Genomic DNA, 24,239 nt, shown 5'->3' with positions numbered 1-24,239 from the left:
GAGACCATGCGCATCATTCTGTTCAGCAACCAGCCCTACGACCACGACAGTTTCCTCGCGGCCAACCGCAACCACGGCTTCGACCTGCACTTCCAGCAGGCGCAGCTGCGCCTGGACACCGTAGCCCTGGCCAACGGCTTCGACGTGGTCTGCCCCTTCGTCAACGACGACCTGTCGCGATCGGTGCTGGAGCGACTGGCCGCCGGCGGAACCCGGCTGATCGCCCTGCGCTCGGCCGGCTACAACCATGTCGACCTCAAGGCCGCCCACACCCTGGGGCTGTCCGTAGTGCGGGTTCCGGCCTATTCGCCCTACGCGGTGGCCGAACATGCCGTGGGATTGGTCCTTGCGCTGTGTCGGCAACTGCACCGTGCCTACAACCGCACCCGCGACGGTGACTTCTCGCTGCATGGCCTGACCGGCTTCGACCTGCACGGCCGCACCGTCGGCATCATCGGCAGCGGCCAGATCGGCGAAGTCTTCGCCCGCATCATGAGCGGCTTCGGCTGCCACCTCCTCGCCTACGACCCTTACCCCAATCGCGCCATCGAGGCCCTGGGCGGCCGCTTCGTCGAGCTGGACGAACTGCTCGCCCAGTCCGACATCCTCAGCCTGCACTGCCCGCTCAACGACGCCACCCGGCACCTGATCAACCCGCGCAGCCTGCAGCAGATGAAGCGCGGCGCCATGCTGATCAATACCGGACGCGGTGCGCTGGTGGACACCCCGGCGCTGATCGAAGCGCTCAAGAGCGGCCAACTTGGCTACCTCGGCCTGGACGTCTATGAAGAAGAAGCCGACATCTTCTTCGCCGACCGCTCCGACCTGCCGCTGCAGGACGACGTACTGGCGCGCCTGCTGACCTTCCCCAACGTCATCATCACCGCCCACCAGGGGTTCCTGACCCGCGAGGCGCTGGCCGCCATCGCCGAAACCACGCTGGACAACATCGGTGCCTGGCAGGCGGGCAAGCCCGTCAACCTGGTCGAAGGTTGATCAGTTGACGCTCGCATCCGAGCGCCGCGCCGCCTAGAATGCCGCGCTTTCCCGGAGGACCCATGGCCCAGCACGATTTCCGCTACACCCTGCTCAACCCGCAATTCACCCTCAACGAGTGCCGCGCGCTGACTCCGGGCCGCTATCAGGTCACCGGCGTCGGCGGCTCGATCCAGGCCGGCGACACCCTGCTGGTCAGCCTCAAGGGCAGCAAGAGCCTGAGCATGAACCTGGAAGTGGAAAAGGTCCGCCACCTGATCAACCCGCCGGGACAGTGGATGGCCGTAGCCAAGGGACCGGTGTTCCGTGAACTGGCCATCCACGAATGGACGGTCAGCTGTGACGGTTGCGCAGCTACACTGGAATTCGAATTCGCCGTTGACGCCAGCCTCGGCAAGGCCGCCCAGCAGCCTGCCGCCGAAGCGCGCATCGGCGAACTGGGTTGGGCGAAAGTCGGCACCCGCCATCTCTGCCCGGACTGTCAGAGCAAGGAGATCGCATGAAAGCCCTGATCGCCGGCGCCTGCATGGCGCTGGCCCTGGCTGGCTGCGCCAGCAAGCCGGTACCTGAATCCGATCAGACCTACCGCATCGAATGGATCGGCGAACGTCCGCTGATCGACTACAGCCACGTCACCCTGACCCTGGACGGCAACGGTCGCGCCTATGGCAGCGCCGGCTGCAACCACTGGTTCGCCAGCTACACGCTGGAGGGCGACAAGCTGACCTTCGGCCATCCCGGCTCCACCCGGAAGATGTGCGCCGAGGGGCTGATGGAGCAGGAACAGCACTTCCTCAAGATGCTCGGCGAAATCCAGCGTTGGGATATCACCGACGAAGGCGAACTGCGCCTGTGGCCGGCTTCCGGCCGCGCCATGCGCATGTGGGCCGAAGGCTGAGAGAGCCTGGCTGCCGTTTCGTCGTGGGCCACACCGAAACGGCAGCAATCCCTGGAACAGGCGGCCCCTAGAACAGGCTGAGCTGCTCGTGCGCCCCGCGCAGGTCGACCAGACGCACCCCCACGCCGATCAGGCGCACCGCCTTGTTGCCGCGCTGGAACGCCTGCCCCAGTAGCAGCCGGTAGCTTTCCAGGTCCCGCGCCGCACCGGCCTGCTCCAGGGTGGTCTGGGTGAAGTCGTGGAATTTCAGCTTGATGAAGGGCTTGCCCGGCCGGTAGCTGGCATCCAGGCGGGTCATGCGTCGCTCCAGCTCGCCCAGCAGTGACGGCAACTCTTCCTGGCACGCGGCAAGATCAGGCAGATCCTGGTCGAAGGTGTTCTCCACGCTGATCGACTGGCGCCGGCTGTCCACCTGCACCGGACGCTCGTCGATCCCCCGCGACAGCCCCCAGAGGCGCTCGCCGAAACTGCCGAACTCCTTCGCCAGTCGGATTCGCGACCAGTCGCGCAGGTCCGCGCAGGTGCGAATGCCCAGGCGCGAGAGCTTTTCCGCCGTAACCTTGCCCACACCGTGCAGCTTCTTCACCGGCAGTTCGGCGACGAAGCCGTCCACCTCGTCCGGCGTCACCACGAACAGGCCATTGGGCTTGCGCCAGTCGCTGGCGATCTTGGCGATGAACTTGTTCGGCGCCACACCGGCCGACACCGTGATGTGCAGGGTCTCCCAGACGCGGCGGCGAATCTCCTGGGCGATCCGCGTGGCGCTGCCGCCACAGTGCTCGCTGTCGCTGACGTCCAGGTAGGCCTCGTCCAGCGACAATGGCTCGATCTGTTCGGTGTAGTCACGGAAGATCGCGTGGATCTCGCGGGAGGTCTCGCGGTACACGTCCATGCGCGGGCGAACGATGGTCAGGTCGGGGCACAGCTTCACCGCCGTGCGCATCGCCATCGCCGAATGCAGGCCATAGGCGCGCGCCTCATAGTTGCAGGTGGCAACCACTCCGCGCTTGTCCGGCGAACCACCCACGGCCAGCGGCTTGCCCACCAGGCTTGGGTCGTCGCGCATTTCGATGGCGGCATAGAAGCAGTCGCAATCGATGTGGATGATCTTTCGTTGCCGCATAGTGCCTGCTAGCCGAACGCGTTTGCCGTCTCGATGAAATACAATTTTTCATGATACAGGCTTCAGAGCAGGTCCAACGCCACCGTTCGCCATGCCTGCAGGAGTGCCTCCCGGTCATGAGCCTCTAGAATCTCCGGCGCCCCCACCGCCATGACGGCCTGCATGACCGCATCCGATGCGCCCTCCCATTTCGGGACAAGTACCTCCATGTGCTCACTGGGATTCTCGTCGTCGGGAACCAGGTGAAATGCGGCCTCGCCTTCCAGCGCTCGCGCCCGCGACTGGAGCAGATCCGTCGCCAATGACAAGCCCCCATGGACCGGTGAGCGCATTTGCCCATTACGTCCCGGAGCCGCAATGACACCCGTCCAGTCTCCGTCGGGCATATCGGCCCAGCGCGACCAGCCACGCCCGTATGCCTCCCATCCCCCTGATGAGCGGGCCTGAGCCAAGGTCTCCGCTTCCGACGCCGACAGCCGGACGACTCGATCCAGAATGCCGAGCACAGCATCACCGTGGGCCCCGAACAAATCAGCCAACGGTAGTTGCTCGACCAGTTCGATGACTTTCGCACGCCGATAACCCGGCTCGGCTATCAACCCCGACATGTCCCCAGGCTCGACGACACGCACACGCCACAGCTCTCCAGGCCATTTTCTTGCCGTCACGATTATCGACGTGATCGAGCCGTCGACCACTAACCACGGCGGGGTGATGGCCGCCTCAACCCTCGCCCCCTGCCGGATCACCTCCGACTCCATGGCGGGATAGAAGTACCAATACCCCTCGTAATGACCTGTCATCTTTGCGCTCCCTGGGACTCGTCCGGCTGCTCCACACGCCAGAAGTGATTGGAACAGGACCTGCAGGATTAACCAACCCAGGCATTGCCAGGCGCTACGGAATCCACCTCAGCCATTACCAGCAAGAATGTTCCCGCTCACTAACCATCTGATTGGAAATGATTTTTTCGGTCCTTTTAATTGACACGGCAGTCAGCCTGCGTAGAATGGCGGCCGCGGGATGGAGCAGTCTGGTAGCTCGTCGGGCTCATAACCCGAAGGTCGTAGGTTCAAATCCTGCTCCCGCAACCAGACACCGTGAAAAGGCCACTCTTCGGAGTGGCCTTTTTCGTTTGCGCGCGATTTAAATTATTGATCAAACACGAAATATCGATTGACAAGACCTTTTGCCCGCGTAGAATGGCCGCCGCGGGATGGAGCAGTCTGGTAGCTCGTCGGGCTCATAACCCGAAGGTCGTAGGTTCAAATCCTGCTCCCGCAACCAGACATCGTGAAAAGGCCACTCTTCGGAGTGGCCTTTTTCGTTTGCGTGTGAATTTAAATTATTGATCAAAAACGAAATTTTGATTGACAACAGCTTTCATCCTCGTAGAATGGACGCCGCGGGATGGAGCAGTCTGGTAGCTCGTCGGGCTCATAACCCGAAGGTCGTAGGTTCAAATCCTGCTCCCGCAACCAGACATCAAGAAGAAAGCCACTCTTAGGAGTGGCTTTTTTCGTTGCGCCCGAGAAACTGCTTCAGCAAATCGTCGCCCCCAGGAAGAAATCCTCCCGAGGGACTTGGGAAATCGCGCTACTGCCCCTACTCTGTCGCGCAAATTCGATGAGGTGCCCGATGAGCGCCAACCCTGCCACACCAGACAGCCCCGCAGCCGGCGAGCAGCCGCAGCGCAGCGGGCTTCTGCACTGGATCAACGCCAATCGCCAGCCGATCGGCCTGGGCGTCACCTTGCTGCTGTTCAGCCTTGCGCTGATCGCCTGTTACCACCTGCTGCGTGACCTCGACGCCTATTCCCTGCACGACGCAATTCTCGACGTCCCCACAGCCTCGCTGGCCGGCGCCTTCGCCGCCACCGTTGCTGGCTTCATCACCCTGCTGGGCTACGAATGGTCGGCCACCCGCTTCGCCGGGGTGAGGCTGTCCCCTTCGGCGCTGCTCACCGGCGGCTTCTCGGCCTTCGCCATCGGCAATGCCGTGGGGCTGTCGATGCTCTCGGGCGGATCGGTGCGCTATCGCCTGTATGCCCGCCAGGGCCTGGGCGCCGCCGAAGTCGCGCGGATGACCCTGTTCGCCAGCCTGTCCCTGGGCTGTGCCCTACCGATACTGGCCGCGCTGGCCGCCCTCAGCGACCTGTCCGACGCCTCCCTGGCCCTGCACCTGCCGAGCTGGCTGGTCACGGTGCTCGCCCTGGGCATCATCGCCTTCTGCATCCTGCTGGTAGTCGGCATCGAACGCCGCCGCCTGCCGGACCAACCGTCCCCGGACAGCCACCTGGTGCGCATCGGTCGCCGCACCGTGCGCCTGCCCGGCCTGCGCCTGTCGCTGCTGCAACTGTTGATCACCGCGCTGGACGTCGCCTGCGCCGCCACCGTGCTTTATCTGCTGCTGCCGGAAGCCCCGCCCTTCGGCGCCTTCCTGCTGGTCTACCTGATCGCCCTGGCGGCCGGCGTGCTCAGTCACGTCCCCGGTGGCGTGGGGGTTTTCGAGGCCGTGCTGCTGGCGGCCTTCGCCGGACAGCTGGGCGCCGCGCCCCTGGCCGCCGCCCTGCTGCTGTACCGCCTGATCTATGTGGTGTTGCCACTGATCGTCGCCTGCCTGCTGCTGTTGTTCCTCGAGGCCCGCCGAGTCCTGGTAGCCAAGCAAGCGGTACGCATCACTTCCGGCTTCGCCGCGCAGATTCTCTCGCTGCTGGTGTTCATCTCCGGCGTCGTGCTGCTGTTCTCCGGCGCCACGCCCTCCATCGACACCCGCCTGGAGGAAATCGGCTTCCTGGTGCCGCACCGCCTCATCGATGCCTCGCACCTGGCCGCCAGCCTGATCGGCGTGCTCTGCCTGCTGCTCGCCTACGGCCTGCGCCGTCGCCTGTCCGCGGCCTGGGCCTTGACGCTCGGCCTGCTGATTGCCGGCGCCGCGCTCTCGCTGCTCAAGGGCTTCGACTGGGAAGAAGCACTGATCCTGAGCTTCACCGCCGCGCTGCTGGTGGTCTTCCGCAGCGCCTTCTACCGCCGCAGCCGCCTGATGGACCTGCCCTTCTCGCCGCTGTATCTGGGGGCCGCCGCCTGCGTCATCGGTGCGTCGATCTGGCTGCTGCTGTTCGCCTACCAGGACGTGCCCTACGATCAGGAACTCTGGTGGCAGTTCGCCCTGGACGCCGACGCTCCGCGCGGCCTGCGCGCCGCCCTGGGCAGTTGCCTGCTGCTGGCCGCGCTGGCGCTGTACTGGCTGCTGCGCACCGAGCCGCCGGCGATCCTCGAACCCAGCCGCGAAGAACTGGACACCGCCGCGGGCATCCTCGCCAACTCGTCTCAACCGGACGGCGGCCTGGCCCTCTCCGGCGACAAGGCGCTGCTGTTCCACGAAGGCAACGACGCCTTCCTGATGTACGCCCGCCGTGGCCGCAGCCTGGTAGCGCTGTTCGACCCGGTGGGCCCGGCGCAGTCCCGCGCCGAGCTGATCTGGCAATTCCGCGACCTCTGCGACCTGCACCACGCGCGCCCGGTGTTCTACCAGGTGCGGGCGGAGAACCTGCCGCTGTACATGGACATCGGCCTGACCGCCCTCAAGCTCGGCGAAGAGGCGCGGGTCGACCTGCGCCGCTTCGACCTGGAGAACAAGGGCAAGGAAATGAAGGACCTGCGCTACACCTGGAACCGGGGTCAGCGCGACGGCCTGAGCCTGGAGTTCCACGAACCGGGTCAGGCGCCGATGGAAGAGCTGCGGGCGATCTCCGACGCCTGGCTGGGCGGCAAGAACGTCCGCGAGAAGGGCTTTTCCCTGGGCCGCTTCACCCCCGAGTACCTGAGTTACTTCCGCATCGTGGTGATCCGCCACGAAGGCCGCGCCGTGGCCTTCGCCAACCTGCTGGAAACCGGCAGCAAGGAGCTGGCGAGCATCGACCTGATGCGCATGGTGCCCGACGCACCGAAGCTGACCATGGAGTTCCTCATGCTCGGCCTGATCCTGCATTACAAGGAAAGCGGGCACACCCGCTTCAGCCTGGGCATGGTGCCGCTCGCCGGCCTGCAGCCGCGCCGTGGCGCGCCGCTGACCCAGCGCCTGGGCGCCCTGGTCTTCCGCCGGGGCGAGCAGTTCTACAACTTCCAGGGGCTGCGCCGCTTCAAGGACAAGTTCCAGCCCGACTGGGAGCCCCGTTACCTGGCCGTGCCCGCCGGACTGGATCCGCTGGTGGCCCTGGCCGATACCGCCGCGCTGATCGCCGGCGGACTGAGTGGATTGGTGAAACGCTGAAATGTTGAAACGTCGCTGGCGGCACCTGCTCGCCCTGCTCCTCCTGGTCATCATCGCTGCAGGCCTGCTGCTGTGGAGCCGCCCCGCCTCCCAGGCGTCCCTGGAACACCGCCAGTTGTCCGACGGCAGCGCCGTCAGCCTGGCCATCCCCGCCAAGCAACCCACCGCACGCGTCCTGCTGGCGGTACAGCCGGACCAGAAACTGGACGACGGCCAGTTGCTGGCCCTGGCCCACGACAGCGGCGCCCGCGTGGTGCAGTTCGTCTTCCCGGACAAGGACTGCGCCGCCCAGCAACAGCGCATCCAGGCCGCCGGCGAGCTGCTGGACGGCCAGCCAACCCTGGTCGCCGGAATCGGCCCGGGCGGCGCCTACGCCTGGCGCTGGCTCGCCGGGCAGAGCGACGACAAGGCCCGCGCCCTGTCGGTCGACTTCTCCCTGGAAAAGCTCGACTGCGCCGCCACGCCCCTGCCGCAGAGCGCGGCCCACGGCCACTGGCTGGCCGCCTGGAACGACAACCCGGATGATCCCAGTGCACGCTTCGCCCGTGGCCTGAAGAACGCCGAGACAGTGATCGCCGACTACGACACGCCGCTGCCCAAGGTCCTCGCCGACCAGTTGCACCACCTGCTGCAAGGCGGCAACGACAACGTGCCGGTGGTCGAGGTCCCCGCCGCCAAACCGTCGGAAACCGTCACCCTGTTCTATTCCGGTGACGGTGGCTGGCGCGATCTGGACCGCGACGTCGCCGCACAGATGGCCGAACTGGGCTATCCAGTGGTGGGCGTCGACGCCCTGCGCTATTTCTGGGAGCACAAGACCCCCGAGCAGAGCGCCGCCGACCTCGCCGTGCTGATGCAGCACTACCGACAGAAATGGGGTGCCAAGCACTTCGTGCTGGCCGGCTACTCCTTCGGCGCCGACGTGCTGCCGGCGATCTACAATCGCCTGCCGGCCGACGCCAAGAAGGATGTCAGCGCGGTGATCCTGCTGGCCTTCGCCCGCAGCGGCAGCTTCGAGATCGAAGTACAGGGCTGGCTGGGCAAGGCCGGCCAGGAAGCCGCCACCGGCCCGGAAATGGCCCGTCTGCCGGGCCCCAAGGTGCTCTGTGTGTACGGCATAGAGGAAAAGGACGAGAGCGGCTGCACCCAGCCGCAATCGGTCGGGGAAAACCTCCAGCTCCCCGGCGGCCACCACTTCGACGAGAACTATCCAGCCCTCGCCAAGCGCCTGGTCGACGCCATCCGCTCCCGCCAGGCGGCCGACAACGAAGGTTGATCCCCATCAAAGGGCCGCACAACGCGGCCCTTTCTTCATGGGCCAGGGGCTGCTTCAGACTGGCTTAAGGCTCTATGCTCACACTGTCAGCCCCGTTGTAGAGCGGGGCCCGCGAAGCCACACAAGGAACCGTCATGAGCCTGACAAAGAAACCCTCCCGTTACGGAAGCCTGTCGATCGCCATGCACTGGCTCATGCTGCTGCTGATTGCGGCGGTGTATGCCAGCATGGAACTGCGCGGGAACTTCCCGAAGGGCAGCGAAGCCCGTGAGCTGCTCAAGCACTGGCACTTCGTGCTTGGCCTCAGCGTCTTCGTGCTGGTCTGGCTGCGCCTGATCGGCCGCTTCATCTACCCGACCCCGCCCATCCTTCCCGCTCCGCCGAGCTGGCAGATGAAGCTGGCCAAGCTGATGCACGTAGCGCTCTACGTCCTGATGATCGGCCTGCCCCTGGCCGGCTGGGTGATTCTCAGCGCCGCCGACAAGCCCGTCCCCTTCTGGGGCATGGAGCTGCCGCACCTGGTGGAGAAGAATCCGGACCTGGCCAAGCAGGTCAGGGAATGGCACGAGACCATCGCCGTGCTGGGCTACTGGCTGATCGGCCTGCACGCCCTGGCCGCGTTGTTCCACCACTACATCAGCCGCGACAACACCCTGGTGCGCATGTTGCCGGGCAAGGGTGAGGCGCGACCGGAATAACGCGGCGCCCCGTAGGAGCAGGCCTTGCCCGCGAATCGCGCCCATGGGGCGCTCCTACAGGTTGAGTCTGGCGTGTTCTCGTAGGAGCGGAGCTTCTCCGCGATCACCGCGATAGCGGTGCCCTCTGATGTCGGCCTATCGGCCGGATCGCGGACAAGGTCCGCTCCTACATAAAGACACCCAAAGAAAAAGCGCGCCATCGGCGCGCTTTTTCGTACTGCGGAACCTCAGATTTCCACCTGCGTCCCCAGCTCGATCACCCGGTTCAACGGCAGGTTGAAGTAGCGCAGGTTGCCGTTGGCGTTCTTCAGCAGGAAGGCGAACAGCCCCTCGCGCCAGCGCGCCATGCCGATCAGCTTGGACGGAATCACCGTCTCGCGGCTGAGGAAGTAGGTGGTGCGCATCGGGCTGAAGTCCAGCTCGTTGAGGTGGCAGAGCTTGAGCGCCAGCGGAATGTCCGGGTCTTCCATGAAGCCGAAGTGCAGCACCACGCGGAAGAAGCCTTCGCCGTAGGCGTCGACCTCGAAGCGGCGGTCCGGGCTGACGCGCGGACTGTCTTCGTTGACCACGGTGAGCAGCACCACCTGCTCATGCAGCACCTGGTTGTGCAGCAGGTTGTGCAACAGCGCATGGGGTACCGCGTCGGAGCGCGCGGTGAGGAACACGGCGGTGCCCTGCACACGGTGCGGCGGCTGCGAACGAATGCTGGAGATGAACAGCGGCAGTGGCAGCGAACCTTCGTCGAGGCGGTCCACCAGCAGCTGGCGGCCCCGCTTCCAGGTGGTCATCAGGATGAACAGGCCGATACCGGCGATCACCGGGAAGGCACCGCCCTGGACCACCTTGGGCAGGTTGGCGGCGAAGAACAGGCTGTCCACCAGCAGCATCATCAGGAAGAACGGAATGGCCAGCCACAGCGGCCACTTCCACAGCAGCCAGATCACCACGCCCATCAGCAGGGTCGTCATCAGCATGGTGCCGGTCACCGCCACGCCATAGGCGGAAGCCAGGGCAGCGGAGGACTCAAAGCCCAGCACCAGCAGCACCACGCCGACCATCAGCGCCCAGTTCACCATGCCGATGTAGATCTGCCCCTGCTCATGGCTGGAAGTGTGCTGGATCACCATGCGCGGCACGTAACCCAGCTGGATGGCCTGGCGGGTCAGGGAGAAGGCGCCGGAAATCACCGCCTGGGAGGCGATCACCGTGGCCAGGGTGGACAGCGCCACCATCGGCAGCAGCGCCCAGCCCGGCGCGGTCAGGTAGAAGGGGTTACGGGCGGCCTCGGCGTTGACCAGGATGGTCGCGCCCTGGCCGAAGTAGTTGAGCACCAGCGCCGGCAGCACCAGGGCGAACCAGGCGCGGGCGATAGGCTTGCGGCCGAAGTGGCCCATGTCCGCGTACAGCGCCTCGGCGCCGGTCAGCGCCAGCACGGTGGCACCGAGGATCGCCACGCCGATGCCGGGGTGAGAGATGAAGAAGTTCAGTGCCCAGCCCGGGTTCATCGCCTTGAGCACTTCGGGCTGCTGCGACACGCCATAGGCACCCAGCGCCGCCAGGGCGAGGAACCACGCCACCATCACCGGACCGAACAGGATGCCGATACGCGCCGTGCCATGCTTCTGGATCAGGAACAGGCCGACCAGCACGATCAGCGACAGCGGCACCACCCAGTGCTCCAGGCCATCGAAGGCGATTTCCAGACCCTCGACGGCCGAGAGCACCGAAATCGCCGGGGTGATCATGCTGTCGCCGTAGAACAGCGCGGCACCGATCAGGCCAGCCACCACCACCATCGCCTGCATCCGCCGGCGACCGGTGGCGGCGCGACGGGCCAGGGCCGACAGCGCCATCACCCCGCCCTCGCCCTGGTTGTCGGCGCGCAGTACGAAGATCACGTACTTGATCGACACCACCCAGATCAGCGACCAGAAGATCAGCGACAGCACGCCGAGCACGCCGTCGTGGTTTGGCTGCACGCCATAGCCGCCGACGAACACCTCCTTGAGGGTGTACAACGGGCTGGTGCCGATATCGCCGTAGCAAACGCCCACGGCACCGACCATCAGGCCGATCGCGGAGCTGGAATGGGGCTGTTCATGCTCAACGGTGCCGGCGCTTGCATCGGACATGTAACAAAATTCCTCAAAAAAATTCGGCGCATCCTGCTCCGACCCTTTCGTCGATGCAAGAGCCGGTCGCATTCGATTTGAAAGACTATAGAGCCTGTTGCCCACAATTACCGGCTGGCCGGCGTTATCAGGGGCCTGCGACAGCTTGTCCCAGGGAGACTGGTCAAGCGCGCGGGCTGCCGCTAGAATTGCGCACTTTTTGATCAGAGGCGCCACCAGCGCGCCCTTCGAGGTTAGCCGCACATGTCCACCGCCACACCCAAAGTAGGTTTCGTCTCGCTCGGATGCCCGAAAGCGACCGTCGATTCCGAACGCATCCTCACCCAGCTGCGCATGGAAGGGTACGAAATCGTCCCCACCTACCAGGACGCAGACGTGGTGGTGGTGAACACCTGTGGCTTCATCGATAGCGCCAAGGCCGAATCCCTGGACGCCATCGGCGAGGCCATCGCCGAGAACGGCAAGGTGATCGTCACCGGCTGCATGGGCGTGGCTGAAGACAGCATCCGCGACGTGCACCCCAGCGTGCTGGCCGTGACCGGCCCGCAACAATACGAGCAGGTGGTCAACGCCGTCCACGAGGTGATCCCGCCCAAGGCCGAGCACAACCCGCTGATCGACCTGGTGCCGCCGCAGGGCATCAAGCTGACCCCGCGCCACTACGCCTACCTGAAGATTTCCGAAGGCTGCAACCACAGCTGCAGCTTCTGCATCATCCCGTCGATGCGCGGCAAGCTGGTCAGCCGTCCGGTGGGCGACGTGCTCAGCGAAGCCCAACGCCTGGTCAAGGCCGGCGTGAAAGAGCTGCTGGTCATCTCCCAGGACACCAGCGCCTACGGGGTGGACCTGAAGTACAAGATGGACTTCTGGGACGGCCAGCCGGTGAAGACCCGCATGCTGGAGCTGTGCCAGGCGCTCTCCTCCATGGGCGTGTGGGTGCGCTTGCACTACGTCTACCCGTACCCCAACGTCGACGACGTGATCCCGCTGATGGCCGAGGGCAAGCTGCTGCCCTACCTCGACATCCCCTTCCAGCACGCCAGCCCGAAAGTGCTCAAGTCCATGAAGCGCCCCGCCTTCGAGGACAAGACCCTGGCGCGCATCAAGAAGTGGCGCGAGATCTGCCCCGAGCTGACCATCCGCTCCACCTTCATCGTCGGCTTCCCCGGCGAGACCGAGGAAGACTTCCAGTACCTGCTGGACTGGCTGACCGAAGCCCAGCTCGACCGCGTCGGCTGCTTCCAGTACTCCCCGGTGGAAGGCGCCCCGGCCAACGACCTGGGCCTGGACGCAGTGCCCGACGACGTCAAGCAGGACCGTTGGGAGCGCTTCATGGCGCACCAGCAGGCGATCTCCGCCGCGCGCCTGCAGTTGAAGATCGGCAAGGAAATCGAAGTCCTGATCGACGAAGTGGATGACGAAGGCGCCGTAGGCCGCTCCTTCGCCGACGCCCCGGAAATCGACGGCGCCGTGTACATCGACACCTTCGATGTGAAGCCGGGCGACAAGGTGCGCGTGCGCATCACCGACGCCGACGAATACGACCTCTGGGCCGAACTGGTCTGATCCGCAAAAGCCCCGCCGATGCGGGGCTTTTCATTTCTGCTGATGGAAAGCTCATGACCAACAACGACGTACTGCGCAGCCTGCGCTACCTGCTCGACATCCGCGACGCCCAGGTCGCCGAGATCACCGCGCTGGCTGGCTTCAATCTCAGCGCCGAGGATGTCGGTGCCTTCCTCGCCCGCGACGACGAGCCGGACTTCAAGCCGTGCAGCGACCGCGTGCTGGCGCACTTCCTCGATGGCCTGATCGTCCATCGCCGTGGCCGCGACGAATCGCGCCCGCTGCCGCCGGTGGAACTGCCGCTGACCAACAACATCACCCTGAAGAAACTGCGTGTGGCCTTCGAACTGCGCGACGACGACATCCTCGCGATCCTCGACAGCGTGGACTTCATCGTCACCAAGACGGAGCTGGGCGCGCTGTTCCGCAAGCCCGGCCACAACAACTACCGGCCCTGCGGCGACCAGCTGCTGCGCAACTTCCTCAAGGGCCTGACCCAGCGCCAGCAGCGCTGAGGCCACCGTGCTCTATCGCCTGGCCGCCGATGCCGTAGTGCTGCTGCACCTGGGGTTCATCCTCTTCGTGCTGCTCGGCGGCCTGCTGGTGCTGCGCTGGCCGCGCCTCGCCTGGCTGCACCTGCCGGCGGCGGCCTGGGGCATGGCGGTGGAATTCCTCCACCTCTATTGCCCGCTCACGCCACTGGAGAACCACTTCCGCGCCCTGGCCGGCGATAACGACTACGACGGCGGCTTCATCGAGCACTACTTGATCCCGCTGATCTATCCCGCCGGCTTGACCGAGGCGACCCAGGTCATCCTCGGCTTGGCGGTGCTGGCGATCAATCTGCCGCCTTACCTGCTGCTGGCTCGGCGACTACTGCGCCCGCACTGACCGCGGATGGCAGATAGGCCAGGCTGATGTCCCCGGTCTTGTGTGCCAGGCGCTGGCCATTGTTCGGCCCGGACTCGATGACGCGGTGATCCGTCGCCAGCCACGCCAGCGGACGCTCGCCGTGTGACGAAGCCTGGGTGATGATCAGGGTCCGCGCCGGGTCCCACTCCTCGCCGGTGCGCTGGCGCAGCCAGGCGAACAGCGCGGCGCTGTCGCCCTGCGGATATCCCGAGCGCACGAAGTGGAACGGATGGGCCTGGGGCGAACCGCGCTTTTCCAGGTACATCGGCAGCCGCGCGTCGTGTTCGCCCAGGATCAGCACCCGCCACTGCGACCAGGGCGCCGTCCGCTCAGCCTGGCTGCGTACGTCGCTGGCGAACCCCGGAACCCCGCCCCCGCCATTGCTCCACGGGTAAGCCACGCCCAGCACCAGCAGCATCACCACGGCCGCCACACCGAGCGCACGCGGCCAGATACGCCCCAGCCCGGCGAGCGCGCGCCGATGGCGGGACTCCACCACCCACCAGGCCGCGAGCAACTGGGCGAATGGCACCAGCGGCAGCACGTAGTAGCTGCGCCGGCTGCCGCTGGCGGTGAAGAACGCGAACAGCAGCGCCAGGGCCCAGACCAGCCAGCGCGCATTGGGCTCCAATTGTTTCCAGTGGCGCCCGGCATACCACAGCCCGATGATCCACAACGGAGCCCAGGGCAAGGTGTAGACCGGTAGGTAAAGCAGGTAGGTATAGATCGGCCCCTCGTGGTCGAAGGGCTGGAAGAAGCGCACCACGTTCTCGCGGAACACCAGGGCAAGGCCGCTCTCGCCGTAGGTGGGCTGGCCGTACAGGTGCGACAGCACGAAAGGAATCGCGTACACGCCGCCAGCGACCAGCAGCGCCGCCACCAGACGCAGGTTGAGGTGCCGCCGCCAGCGCCCGGCGCTGAAGAGGTGCGGCAGCAGCATCAGCACCGGCAGGACGAATCCGATCAATCCCTTGCACAGCGAGGTCAGCGTCAGGATCAGGCAGAACCCCAGGTAGCGCGAGAACCGCGTATCCTCCGGCCCGCGCCAGTACCAGGCGAGCGCCGCCAGCACGCCGAATACCGTCAGCATGTCCGCCGTCGCCACCCGCGCCCAGAACAGGAAGTAGAAAGTGGTCGCCATCAGCCAACCGGCCAGCAGACCGGTGCCCTTGCGCAGCAGATGCTCGCCCAGCCACCAGACCAGCCAGACGCTGCCCAGCCCGGCGAGCACGCTGCTGGCCCGCAGCGTCCAATGATTGAGGCCGAACAGGCTGGCCGGGGCGGTGATCAACCAGTAGGACAACAGCGGCTTGTCGTAGTAAGGCGAACCGCTCAGGTAAGGATCGAGATAGTCCCCCGACTGCAGCATCTGCAGCACGATATCCGCCCAGCGCACCTCCGGCCCCCAGACCTCGCGGCTACCCAGCCCGCACATCAGCAGCACCGTCGAAACGCCCATGAGCCACGCCAACGCCTTGCGCTCTCTGCTCCACCCCTGCATCACCCGGACCCCAGCCACTCGAATATCCGTGGACACTAGGGCAGCAGACGTTATGCGCCGGTTAAGAAAGCGCAGTGCGGGTGTGATGCGTCGCCATTTGCGTTCTCGATAGTGCTCGGAGGCCCTCGGCAATCCCGCTACGGTGAGGCGAATTTCGCAGCCAGGAGAGGCTCATGCACCGCTATTTTTCCCTCGAAGGCAAGACCGCGCTGGTCACTGGCGGTACTCGCGGCATAGGCCGGATGATCGCCCAGGGCCTGCTCGAAGCCGGCGCCAAGGTCATGATCTGCGCCCGCGACGGAGCCGCCTGCACCGAGACCGCCGCCGAGCTGTCGCAGTACGGCGAGTGCATCGGCCTGCCCGCCAACCTCGCCACCGAAGAAGGCGCTCGCGCCCTGGCTGCCGAGCTGAACGAGCACCTGGACCACCTCGACATCCTGGTGAACAATGCCGGCACCACCTGGGGCGCGCCGCTGGAGAGCTACCCTGCCTCGGGCTGGGAAAAGGTCATGCAGCTCAACGTCACCGCCGTGTTCAGCTGCATCCAGCAGTTGCTGCCGTTGCTGAAGAAAGGCGGCAGCGCGCAGAACCCGGCGCGGGTGATCAACATCGGCTCGGTGGCCGGCGTCACGTCCCACGGCGAGAACGCCTACGCCTACGGCCCGAGCAAGGCGGCACTGCACCAGTTGTCACGCATGCTGGCGCGCGAGCTGGTGGGCGACCACATCAACGTCAACGTCATCGCCCCCGGCCGCTTCCCCAGCAAGATGACCCGCCACATCGCCAACGACGAGCAGGCCATGGCCGAGGATACCGCCGTGATACCGATGCGCCGCTGGGGCCGCGAGGAGGAAATGTCCGCCCTGGCCATCAGCCTGGCGAGCGCCGCCGGCGCCTACATGACCGGCAACATCATCCCCATCGACGGCGGCTTCCACCTCGGATAAGCGCCGAATCGGGTACCATGGCGGCCCCTGCAACAGCTTGTGCCGCCATGTCCCACACCGTCTCGCCCATCGGCCACCTCCGCTCCTGCTTCAAGGAGAAGTTCGCCATCCCGCGCCAGCCGCAACTGGCCCCGGCCGCGACCGGCGTGCTGGAGCTGCTGCCGCCGTTCGACACGGGCGATACGGTGGAAGGCCTGGAGCAGATCAGCCACGTCTGGCTGCTGTTCCTCTTCCACCAGGCGCTGGAAGACAAGCCGAGACTGAAGGTGCGCCCGCCTCGCCTGGGCGGCAACCGCTCGCTGGGCGTGTTCGCCACCCGTGCCACCCACCGTCCCAACGGCATCGGCCAGTCGGTGGTGAAGCTGGAGAAGGTCGAGCCCGGCCGCCTCTGGCTGTCCGGCATCGACCTGCTGGACGGCACACCGGTGATCGACATCAAGCCCTATGTGCCCTACGCGGACATCGTCAGCGATGCCCGCAACACCATCGCCGACGCCCCCCCCGCCCCCATCGCCGTGCACTGGAGCGACGAGGCCCTGCGCCAGGCCCAGGAGCACGGCCTGCGCCTCGGCCAGCCAGTGCGCGAGCTCATCGAGCAGTGCCTTGCCCAGGACCCGCGCCCGGCCTACCAGAAGCCGCCGCCTGAGCGCCGCTATGGCGTGCGCCTGTGGGACCTGGACGTGCACTGGCACTACCCCGTCGACGGCGAAATCCGCGTGCTCGACCTCGCCCGCGGCGACGGCTGACGCGCCTCAGCTCACCGGATTAAGGGCGATCACGTCGCTCTCGAAGCATTCCTGTTCGAGGATCAGCGGCTCCACCAGAGGGCGGCTGTCGCGGAAGTGCGCGGTCTGGGTGTGCGCGTCATAGGCCGCGTCGTCGCGGTAGATCTCGTAGAGGTAGATCACGTCCGGATCGACGCGGTCCTGGGACACATCGAACACCAGGCAACCCGGCTCGCTGGCCACCGACGCGGCGGCATTGACCTTGATGGCGTCCAGGAACTCATCGGCGGTTCCGGGCTTTACGCGGGTCTTGATAAAGAGACTGTACACAGGGCGCTCCTTTTGTTTTAAATTTGAAAATAAATTGTATACAAAAAAAGGAATCCCATTCATGTCCGATCTCCCTGCCCGCCCCGGCCGCCTCAACGGCCTGCGACATCTCGCCCTGCTGGTGCCGAACCTGGAAGAGTGCGAGCGCTTCTACGTCGACGTGCTCGGCATGGAGGTGCTCAACCGCGCCAACGAGGACCTGGTGTACCTCACCTGCGGCAACGACAACCTCTCCCTCGGGCGCGGCGTCGGCGCCGCCAACGGCCTGCAGACCATGGACCACTACGGCTTCATCGTCGACAGCGTGGAAGAGCTGGAAGCCTGGTACCAGTACTTCAAGGCCCGTGGCGTGACCCTGCTGGACCGCCCCTTCGACCATGGCGACGGAGCCCGCAGCTTCCACCTGCTCGACCCGGCGGGGAACAAGGTGCAGCCGCTGTACCACCCGGCGGTTTCCGGGCAACGGTTGACCTAGAGCCCATCGCGCATTCCCAGGAGCGATTGCCGACCGCAAAGTCCGTGCCTGCGTGTCCCCCTCACCCCAGCCCTCTCCCAAAGGGAGAGGGGGCAGTCCGCACCGGCTGACACCACAGTTTCATCCTGCACCGAACGGTCCCCTCTCCCTTTGGGAGAGGGTTAGGGTGAGGGCAATGCTGCGCTCCTACGAAAAGCCGCGCTATCGATGCCGGAAAGCAGCCCATAAGAAAACGCCGCGATCCCCAGGGAATCGCGGCGCTCTTTCGACTGAATCGTCGGACGCTGCTTACTTCTCGACGAAGGCGCGCTCGATCAGGTAGTCGCCCGGCTCGCCCATGCGCGGGGAGATCTGCAGGCCGAAGCTGTTCAGCACTTCGCTGGTTTCGTCCAGCATGCTCGGGCTACCGCAGATCATGGCGCGGTCGTCCTGCGGGTTCATCGGCGGCAGGCCGATGTCGGCGAACAGCTTGCCGCTGCGCATCAGGTCGGTCTGGCGGCCCATGCTGTGGAACTCTTCGCGGGTGACCAGCGGGCAATAGATCAGCTTCTCTTTCACCATGTCGCCGAAGTACTCGTGCTCCGGCAGGACCTTGGTGATGAAGTCCGCGTACGCCAGCTCGCTGACCCAGCGCACACCGTGGACCAGGATGACCTTCTCGAAGCGCTCATAGACTTCCGGGTCTTGGATGACCGAAAGGAACGGCGCCATGCCGGTGCCGGTGCTCAGCAGGTACAGGTGCTTGCCGGGCTTGAGGTCGTCCAGCACCAGGGTGCCGGTGGGCTTGCGGCTGACCATCAGCTCGTCGCCCTCCTTCAGGTGCTGCAGACGCGACGTCAGCGGACCATCCGGAACCTTGATGCTGAAGAACTCCAGGTGCTCTTCGTAGTTCGGGCTGGCAATGCTGTACGCGCGCATCAGCGGACGACCGTTGACTTCCAGACCGATCATCACGAACTGGCCGGTCTTGAAGCGCAGGCCAGGGTTGCGGGTGGTCTTGAAGCTGAAGAGGGTGTCGTTCCAGTGGTGCACGCTGAGAACGCGCTCGGTGTACAGGTTGCTCATCAAGGACTCCTAGGAAAATCGTGGCGCACCCCAGCAGATCCCGGACGTAGCGCAATTGCGCGACATTTTATAGGCGGCGACAATATCCGCAAAATAAATTATCTGGATATTGCTAATCCAAAACGCAGATAAGGCCGCTTCATGTCGACGCGAAAGGATACCGTCAGACCTTTCCTAGACCGGGGCGACCGAATGTCGCGCTGCCCTTCCGGAGTCCATCCATGAAATTCACCCTGCGCCAGCTGGAGGTCTTTGTCGCTGTCGCCCAGCAGGAAAGCGTCTCCCGCGCCGCCGAGGCGCTGTCCATGTCGCAGTCGGCCACCAGCACTGCCCTGGGCGAGCTGGAGCGGCAGTTCGACTGCAAGCTGTTCGACCGCTCCGGCAAGCGCCTGACCCTCAACGCCCTCGGCCGCCAGCTGCTGCCCCAGGCGGTGGCCCTGCTCGACCGCGGCAGCGAGATCGAGAACATGCTCAACGGCAAGAGCGCCTTCGGCTCGCTGGACCTGGGCGCGACGCTGACCATCGGCAACTACCTGGCGACCTTGCTGATCGGCACCTTCATGCAACGCCAGCCGGACTGCCGGGTGCGCCTGCACGTGCACAACACCGCCCACGTGGTGCAGCGCATCGCCCACTACGAGCTGGACCTGGGGCTGATTGAAGGCGACTGCCAGCACCCGGACATCGAGGTGCAGCCGTGGATGGAGGACGAACTGGTGGTGTTCTGCGCGCCGCAGCACCCGCTGGCGCGCGAAGGCCGTGCGGGCCTGGAACGATTGATCGAGGAAGCCTGGATTCTGCGCGAACAGGGCTCCGGCACGCGGCTGACCTTCGACCAGGCCATGCGCCACCATGTGGAGCCGTTGAACGTGAGGCTGGAGCTGGAACACACCGAAGCGATCAAGCGCGCGGTGGAGTCAGGGCTGGGGATCGGCTGCATCTCGCGCCTGGCCCTGCGCGACGCCTTCCGCCGCGGCAGCCTGGTGCCGGTGGAAACCCCGGACCTGGACCTGCGCCGGCAGTTCTACTTCATCTGGCACCGGCAGAAGTACCAGACCGCGACCATGCGCGAGTTCCTCGAACTGTGCCGCAGCGAAACGGCCGGGGTTACGCGCAGCGAGGACATCGTGCTGCCGATGATTCCCTGATCAAGCGCTCCTACGGAAACGTCAATGTACTTGTAGGAGCGAGCTTGCTCGCGAACGGGAACACACCGTGACTTGCAGGTTCGCGAGCAAGCTCGCTCCTACAGGCCACGGTTCAGCACTCAGCCGAGCAGGATGCCTGCCCAGGTGACGGTGATGATGGTCAGCGCCACGAACTGAGCCGCGCTGCCCATGTCCTTGGCGTTCTTCGACAGCGGGTGGCGCTCCAGGGAAACACGGTCCACCACCGCCTCGATGGCGGAGTTGAGCAGCTCGACGATCAGCGCCAGCAGGCACACGGCGATCATCAGCGCGCGCTCGCCGCGGGTGACGTCGCAGAAGAACGACAGCGGGATCAGGATGACGTTGATCAGCACCAGTTGGCGGAAGGCCGCTTCACCCTTGAAGGCGGCAGCGAAGCCCGCCAGGGAATAACCGGCGGCGTTGAAGATGCGTTTCAGGCCGGTCTGGCCTTTGAAAGGGGAAGCGGACACGAGCGAATCTCACAGGTAAAAGTCGCGGCACTCTATACCAGTGCGCGTCAAAAAGGGGTCATACGGTTTGACAGGATGTGACGGCGTCACGCCCCCGGGACCGACTCCATCTGCTGCAGCAGCAGAGCCGCCTGGGTGCGGGTGCGCACGTTGAGCTTGCGGAAGATCGCCGTGACGTGGGCCTTCACCGTGGCTTCGGAGACATTCAGCTCGAAGGCGATCTGCTTGTTCAGCAAGCCCTCGCAGACCATGGTCAGCACGCGGAACTGCTGCGGCGTGAGGCTGGCAAGGCCGGCGCTGGCCGCGCGCACTTCCTCGCTCATCTCGGTCGCCGCGTCCACCTGTGGCGGCCACCAGACGTCGCCATCGAGCACCGCGCGCACGGCCTGCTGCAGGGTGCTCATCTCGCTGGACTTGGGGATGAAACCGCTGGCGCCGAACTCGCGGGAGCGCTGCACCACCGCCGCGTCCTCCTGCGCCGAAACCATCACCACCGGAATCTGCGGGTACTGCCCGCGCAGCAGCACCAGGCCGGAGAAGCCGTAGGCGCCGGGCATGTTCAGGTCCAGCAGGACCAGGTCCCAGTCCGACTTCTCGTTCAGCCTGGCCTCCAGCTCCGCGATGCTCGCCGCCTCGGACAGTCGCGCCTCAGGCCCCAGGCCGATGGTCAGGGCCTGGTGCAGGGCACTGCGGAACAGCGGGTGATCGTCAGCGATCAGGATCTCGTAGGAAGCCATGGAAATTCCTTGAAGGCCGCGCCGAAGTCTTGCCGTGGATAACAGCCAAACCTGCGCAGGAAAGGTCGGAGCCGGATAGAGCACTGCCTGTGCATTGTACGCAAAGACGGCGCCCGGTGTCCGCGCGAATGCACCGCCAAAGCCGTGTCGTTGCGCCCGCGCGCAAGGCCGGCCCCTTTCCAACGGCCCGGGCTTGCGGCAGAGTTCCGCTTTTTTCCTGCCGTTCGAGAACAACAAATGAAAAGCCACGCGCTGCGCGCCGATATCCTGATGCTGTTTACCGCGATGATCTGGGGCGTCTCCTTCGTCGCGCAGCGCCTGGGGATGGACGCCATCGGCCCGTTCCTCTACACCGGTCTGCGCTTCGCCCTGGGCGCGCTGGCGCTGTTGCCGCTGCTGGCCTGGTCGCGCAAGCGCGGCGCCCAGCCTTTCAACCGTGGCCTGCTGCTGGCAGGTCTGGCCATCGGTGTCGCGCTGACCCTGGGGATCAATCTGCAGCAGGTCGGCCTGCTGTTCACCAGCGTCACCAACTCCGGCTTCATCACCGGCCTGTACGTGATCATCGTGCCGCTGCTGGGGCTGCTGCTCGGCCATCGCGCCGGCGTGGGCACCTGGCTGGCCGCGGCGCTGGCGGTGATCGGCATGGCCATGCTGAGCATCGGCCCGGACTTCCACGTCGCCTCCGGCGACTGGCTGCAGCTGACCGGCGCCTTCGTCTGGGGCGGCCACATGCTGCTGGTGGGCCTGTTCGCCAGTCGCTACGACCCGATCCGCCTGGCCTTCCTGCAATTCGTCACCTGCTCGGTGGTGAGCCTGGTCCTGGCGCTTGTCTTCGAAGAGATTCACTGGGCCGCCATCGTCCAGGCCGGCCCCGCCCTGCTCTACGGCGGCCTGTTCGGCGTCGCCACCGGTTTCACCCTGCAGGTCGTGGCGCAGAAGCACGCCATCGCCTCCCACGCGGCGATCATCCTTTCGCTCGAAGCCGTATTCGCCGCCATCGCCGGTGCGCTGTTCCTCGACGAATCGCTGCACCTGCGCGGCTATATCGGCTGTGCCCTGATGCTCGCCGGTATGCTGGTGGCGCAGCTATGGCCGAAGAAGGCCGAGGCGCAGGCGGCCTGAACCTGCGGCCCCCCTTTCCCAGTCCGTAGGGCGTACAACCGTTCGCGGTTGTACGCCGATACACCCTGATTGTCAGTTGGCTCGCGGGTTGAGTTCGAAGCCTCGGTAACAGGCATCCGGATTGAAGACCACACGGCCGGAAACCAAGTTGAATCGGCGTATAACGTCGAACGTTATACGCCCTACGAATCCGCCCCCTTGGTGAAGGGCATCAGCGCCTGGTGCGCCGGGCTCTGCTCATCCAGCGGCTGCTGGCGCTTGGAGCCCAGGTAGCGCTCGCTGAACACATCCAGATAGGCATCCAGCGCATCCCCGGCGCGACGGTCGCCGGCCAGCCCCAGGCACAGTGCCGCCACCTCCGCGGTGCACAGGTGCTCGTCGAACTTGGAGCGGCGCAGACGGTAGCGTGACAAGGCGTCCGGAGTGATGCTCAGTACCGGGAAACGGTCGAGGTACGGGCTCTTGCGAAACATCTTGCGCGCCTCGTTCCAGGTCGCGTCCAGCAGGATGAACAGCGGCCGCTTGCCCTCCTGCGGCACCACCTCGGTCACCACCCGCTCCGGCTGGACGAACTCGCCGGGGAACACCACGTAGGGCTGCCACTGCGGATCGTCCAGCAGCACCACCAGGGCCGGGTCGACGTCGATGCGCGACCAGCCGAACGCCCAGGTGTCGGGCACGGTCTCGGCGATCAGCCAGCCGGTGTTGCTGGGTTTGAGCGGCTCGGTGTCGAACATCACCAGGCACATCGCCGCGTTCGACTCGACCTGCGGGCGCAGGCCGCACATGCAGTAGTTCGGCCGCAGGCGGCAGCCGGCGCAACGGGGCGAGCGCGAGCCACGGGCCACGAACGGCTTGACGCAGCGGGCCAGGCGTTCGTCGCGAAGGCGGGCAACGGCGTGGCTCATGGCTGCGCCACCGGGATGCAGGGGAGGGATCGGTACATCGATGGCTCGGATAGAACGATGAATGCGGACCGGCGATTGTACCAGAGCCGTCCCCGCGCCCCGCGTCAGGGCGACCGGCGAATCGTCAATCAGCGGCCGATCGCCACCCGTGTGACAAGTGTTTCTCGGCACGGACGCGCTTTTCAGGGACAATGGCGCCCTGGAAAAACCGGCGAACCCAAATCGGTCCGCACGGTCGAATCGGCACCATTTGTCAGGAGATGCCCATGTTGCGCCTCACCGCCCTCGCCCTTTGCCTCGTCCTCCCCGTCGCGCACGCCGCCTCGAAGAAGGACTACGAACTGACCAAGACCTTGGAAAAGGTCGCCAAGGAAAGCAGCGAAGGCACCCCGCGCGCGATCAACGAGGACATCCTCGACCAGGGCTACACCGTCGAAGGCCCGCAGTTGATCAACCACCTGAGCGTGCGCGCCAGCCATGCCCAGCGCATGCGCGAGAACCCCGACAGCGTGCGCAGCCAGCTGGGCGACAGCGTCTGCAGCAACACTGCCTACCGCCAGCTGCTGGCCAAAGGCGCGATCCTCACCTACAGCTTTACCGAGTACAAGACCAACGCTCCGGTCGCCACCGAACGCTTCGACGCCGGCAGCTGCAAGATCAAGCTGCAGAAGTAACCCCGCCCCGCCATGCTCGACAAGCTGCAGCTGCTGAAGATCGCGCGCACGCCGATGCCCTTCGGCAAGTACCAGGGGCGCATGCTGGTGGACCTTCCGGAAGAGTACCTGCTGTGGTTCCACCGCAAGGGCGAGTTCCCCAAGGGTGAGCTGGGTCAGCTGATGCAGCTGACCCTGGAGCTGAAGATCGACGGCCTCGACGGGCTGCTCAAGCCGCTGAAACGCTGAACCCCGCGCAACCGT

At 65.5% G+C, this 24,239-nt stretch carries 25 protein-coding genes and 3 tRNA genes; 19 read left to right on the top strand and 9 right to left on the bottom strand.

Annotated features, from left to right (window positions below; translation table 11 throughout):
• Positions 1-6: 6 nt before the first annotated feature.
• The 3 genes from ACNFBT_RS02765 to ACNFBT_RS02755 all read left to right on the top strand — a co-directional run bounded on the left by ACNFBT_RS02765 (position 7) and on the right by ACNFBT_RS02755 (position 1,894).
• On the top strand, positions 7-996 hold the full coding sequence (locus ACNFBT_RS02765; protein WP_416746227.1) for a 2-hydroxyacid dehydrogenase: 990 nt from the start codon (positions 7-9) through the stop codon (positions 994-996).
• A 62-nt stretch (positions 997-1,058) separates the two neighbouring features.
• On the top strand, positions 1,059-1,499 hold the full coding sequence (locus ACNFBT_RS02760; RefSeq protein WP_416746225.1) for a hypothetical protein: 441 nt from the start codon (positions 1,059-1,061) through the stop codon (positions 1,497-1,499).
• Complete coding sequence (locus ACNFBT_RS02755) at positions 1,496-1,894, top strand: META domain-containing protein (protein ID WP_416746223.1); 399 nt, start codon at positions 1,496-1,498, stop codon at positions 1,892-1,894. Before ACNFBT_RS02760 ends, ACNFBT_RS02755 begins: the two co-directional genes overlap by 4 nt.
• A 67-nt stretch (positions 1,895-1,961) precedes the next feature.
• Here ACNFBT_RS02755 and dinB read toward each other — a convergent pair whose 3' ends face one another.
• Together dinB and ACNFBT_RS02745 are read right to left on the bottom strand one after the other, a co-directional pair.
• Complete coding sequence (gene dinB, locus ACNFBT_RS02750; RefSeq protein ID WP_416746221.1) at positions 1,962-3,017, bottom strand: DNA polymerase IV; 1,056 nt, start codon at positions 3,015-3,017, stop codon at positions 1,962-1,964.
• A gap of 62 nt (positions 3,018-3,079) precedes the next feature.
• Positions 3,080-3,820: a hypothetical protein gene (locus tag ACNFBT_RS02745; RefSeq protein ID WP_416746219.1), complete on the bottom strand. Its 741-nt coding sequence runs from the start codon at positions 3,818-3,820 to the stop codon at positions 3,080-3,082.
• A gap of 214 nt (positions 3,821-4,034) precedes the next feature.
• Here ACNFBT_RS02745 and ACNFBT_RS02740 point away from each other — a divergent pair.
• From ACNFBT_RS02740 to ACNFBT_RS02715, 6 genes are all read left to right on the top strand, one after another.
• Positions 4,035-4,111: transfer RNA gene (locus ACNFBT_RS02740), tRNA-Met, on the top strand.
• 116 nt (positions 4,112-4,227) lie between these two features.
• Positions 4,228-4,304, top strand: a tRNA-Met gene (locus ACNFBT_RS02735).
• Positions 4,305-4,421: 117 nt separating this feature from the next.
• Positions 4,422-4,498, top strand: a tRNA-Met gene (locus tag ACNFBT_RS02730).
• A gap of 145 nt (positions 4,499-4,643) precedes the next feature.
• Positions 4,644-7,289, top strand: coding sequence for a bifunctional lysylphosphatidylglycerol flippase/synthetase MprF (mprF, locus tag ACNFBT_RS02725; protein WP_416746217.1), 2,646 nt, complete (start codon positions 4,644-4,646; stop codon positions 7,287-7,289).
• Between the two features lies 1 nt (position 7,290).
• A complete protein-coding gene (locus tag ACNFBT_RS02720; protein WP_416746215.1) occupies positions 7,291-8,565 on the top strand; it encodes a virulence factor family protein in 1,275 nt (424 codons plus the stop codon).
• A gap of 134 nt (positions 8,566-8,699) precedes the next feature.
• Entirely contained in the window at positions 8,700-9,263 is a 564-nt protein-coding gene (locus tag ACNFBT_RS02715) for a cytochrome b (protein ID WP_416746213.1), read from the top strand.
• Between the two features lie 227 nt (positions 9,264-9,490).
• Here ACNFBT_RS02715 and ACNFBT_RS02710 read toward each other — a convergent pair whose 3' ends face one another.
• Entirely contained in the window at positions 9,491-11,395 is a 1,905-nt protein-coding gene (locus ACNFBT_RS02710; RefSeq protein WP_416746211.1) for a potassium transporter Kup, read from the bottom strand.
• 243 nt (positions 11,396-11,638) lie between these two features.
• Here ACNFBT_RS02710 and rimO point away from each other — a divergent pair, with 243 nt between their 5' ends.
• Genes rimO through ACNFBT_RS02695 form a run of 3 tightly spaced genes read left to right on the top strand, consistent with a single transcriptional unit; the run spans position 11,639 to position 13,852 of the window.
• On the top strand, positions 11,639-12,961 hold the full coding sequence (rimO, locus tag ACNFBT_RS02705; protein WP_416746209.1) for a 30S ribosomal protein S12 methylthiotransferase RimO: 1,323 nt from the start codon (positions 11,639-11,641) through the stop codon (positions 12,959-12,961).
• A gap of 53 nt (positions 12,962-13,014) precedes the next feature.
• Positions 13,015-13,476 carry a DUF1456 family protein gene (locus tag ACNFBT_RS02700; RefSeq protein WP_416746207.1) on the top strand — a complete coding sequence of 154 codons (462 nt, stop codon included), beginning with the start codon at positions 13,015-13,017 and terminating at the stop codon, positions 13,474-13,476.
• Positions 13,477-13,483: 7 nt separating this feature from the next.
• Positions 13,484-13,852: a DUF2784 domain-containing protein gene (locus ACNFBT_RS02695; RefSeq protein WP_416746205.1), complete on the top strand. Its 369-nt coding sequence runs from the start codon at positions 13,484-13,486 to the stop codon at positions 13,850-13,852.
• Here the strand turns inward: ACNFBT_RS02695 and ACNFBT_RS02690 are convergent.
• Complete coding sequence (locus ACNFBT_RS02690) at positions 13,800-15,374, bottom strand: ArnT family glycosyltransferase (protein ID WP_416747184.1); 1,575 nt, start codon at positions 15,372-15,374, stop codon at positions 13,800-13,802. The genes ACNFBT_RS02695 and ACNFBT_RS02690 overlap by 53 nt on opposite strands.
• Positions 15,375-15,547: 173 nt before the next feature.
• Between ACNFBT_RS02690 and ACNFBT_RS02685 the strand changes: the two genes are divergently transcribed.
• Positions 15,548-16,321 carry an SDR family oxidoreductase gene (locus ACNFBT_RS02685; protein ID WP_416746204.1) on the top strand — a complete coding sequence of 258 codons (774 nt, stop codon included), beginning with the start codon at positions 15,548-15,550 and terminating at the stop codon, positions 16,319-16,321.
• Positions 16,322-16,368: 47 nt separating this feature from the next.
• Positions 16,369-17,067 carry a tRNA (N6-threonylcarbamoyladenosine(37)-N6)-methyltransferase TrmO gene (gene tsaA, locus ACNFBT_RS02680; protein ID WP_416746202.1) on the top strand — a complete coding sequence of 233 codons (699 nt, stop codon included), beginning with the start codon at positions 16,369-16,371 and terminating at the stop codon, positions 17,065-17,067.
• 6 nt (positions 17,068-17,073) lie between these two features.
• Here the strand turns inward: tsaA and ACNFBT_RS02675 are convergent, their stop codons facing one another.
• Entirely contained in the window at positions 17,074-17,376 is a 303-nt protein-coding gene (locus ACNFBT_RS02675; protein WP_416746201.1) for a putative quinol monooxygenase, read from the bottom strand.
• 61 nt (positions 17,377-17,437) lie between these two features.
• Here ACNFBT_RS02675 and ACNFBT_RS02670 point away from each other — a divergent pair, with 61 nt between their 5' ends.
• Entirely contained in the window at positions 17,438-17,851 is a 414-nt protein-coding gene (locus tag ACNFBT_RS02670) for a VOC family protein (RefSeq protein WP_416746200.1), read from the top strand.
• A gap of 288 nt (positions 17,852-18,139) precedes the next feature.
• Here ACNFBT_RS02670 and fpr read toward each other — a convergent pair whose 3' ends face one another.
• Complete coding sequence (fpr, locus tag ACNFBT_RS02665; protein WP_017517998.1) at positions 18,140-18,916, bottom strand: ferredoxin-NADP reductase; 777 nt, start codon at positions 18,914-18,916, stop codon at positions 18,140-18,142.
• 221 nt (positions 18,917-19,137) lie between these two features.
• Between fpr and ACNFBT_RS02660 the strand changes: the two genes are divergently transcribed.
• Positions 19,138-20,064, top strand: a complete 927-nt coding sequence (locus ACNFBT_RS02660) for a LysR family transcriptional regulator (protein ID WP_416746198.1) — start codon at positions 19,138-19,140, stop codon at positions 20,062-20,064.
• A 119-nt stretch (positions 20,065-20,183) separates the two neighbouring features.
• On the opposite strand, the gene ACNFBT_RS02655 is transcribed toward ACNFBT_RS02660, so the two are convergent.
• On the bottom strand, positions 20,184-20,555 hold the full coding sequence (locus tag ACNFBT_RS02655) for a diacylglycerol kinase (protein ID WP_024765290.1): 372 nt from the start codon (positions 20,553-20,555) through the stop codon (positions 20,184-20,186).
• Positions 20,556-20,641: 86 nt separating this feature from the next.
• Positions 20,642-21,292: a response regulator transcription factor ErdR gene (erdR, locus tag ACNFBT_RS02650; protein WP_416746196.1), complete on the bottom strand. Its 651-nt coding sequence runs from the start codon at positions 21,290-21,292 to the stop codon at positions 20,642-20,644.
• A gap of 237 nt (positions 21,293-21,529) precedes the next feature.
• On the opposite strand from erdR, the gene ACNFBT_RS02645 reads away from it, so the two are divergent.
• Positions 21,530-22,414, top strand: coding sequence for a DMT family transporter (locus ACNFBT_RS02645; RefSeq protein WP_416746195.1), 885 nt, complete (start codon positions 21,530-21,532; stop codon positions 22,412-22,414).
• A gap of 182 nt (positions 22,415-22,596) precedes the next feature.
• Here the strand turns inward: ACNFBT_RS02645 and ACNFBT_RS02640 are convergent, their stop codons facing one another.
• Positions 22,597-23,322 (bottom strand): tRNA-uridine aminocarboxypropyltransferase, encoded by a 726-nt coding sequence (locus ACNFBT_RS02640; RefSeq protein WP_416746193.1) that lies wholly within the window; start codon positions 23,320-23,322, stop codon positions 22,597-22,599.
• A 266-nt stretch (positions 23,323-23,588) separates the two neighbouring features.
• Here ACNFBT_RS02640 and ACNFBT_RS02635 point away from each other — a divergent pair, with 266 nt between their 5' ends.
• The gene (locus ACNFBT_RS02635; protein WP_416746191.1) at positions 23,589-23,996 is read left to right on the top strand and encodes a quorum-sensing-regulated virulence factor family protein; all 408 of its coding nucleotides are present in this window, start codon (positions 23,589-23,591) and stop codon (positions 23,994-23,996) included.
• Between the two features lie 12 nt (positions 23,997-24,008).
• Positions 24,009-24,224, top strand: coding sequence for a DUF3820 family protein (locus tag ACNFBT_RS02630; RefSeq protein ID WP_275608206.1), 216 nt, complete (start codon positions 24,009-24,011; stop codon positions 24,222-24,224).
• The last annotated feature ends 15 nt before the right edge of the window (positions 24,225-24,239 follow it).

It is taken from the genome of Pseudomonas sp. NY15181 (assembly GCF_048068055.1).
Classification (GTDB): Bacteria; Pseudomonadota; Gammaproteobacteria; order Pseudomonadales; family Pseudomonadaceae; genus Pseudomonas.
This window is presented reverse-complemented; position numbering and strand designations above follow the sequence as displayed.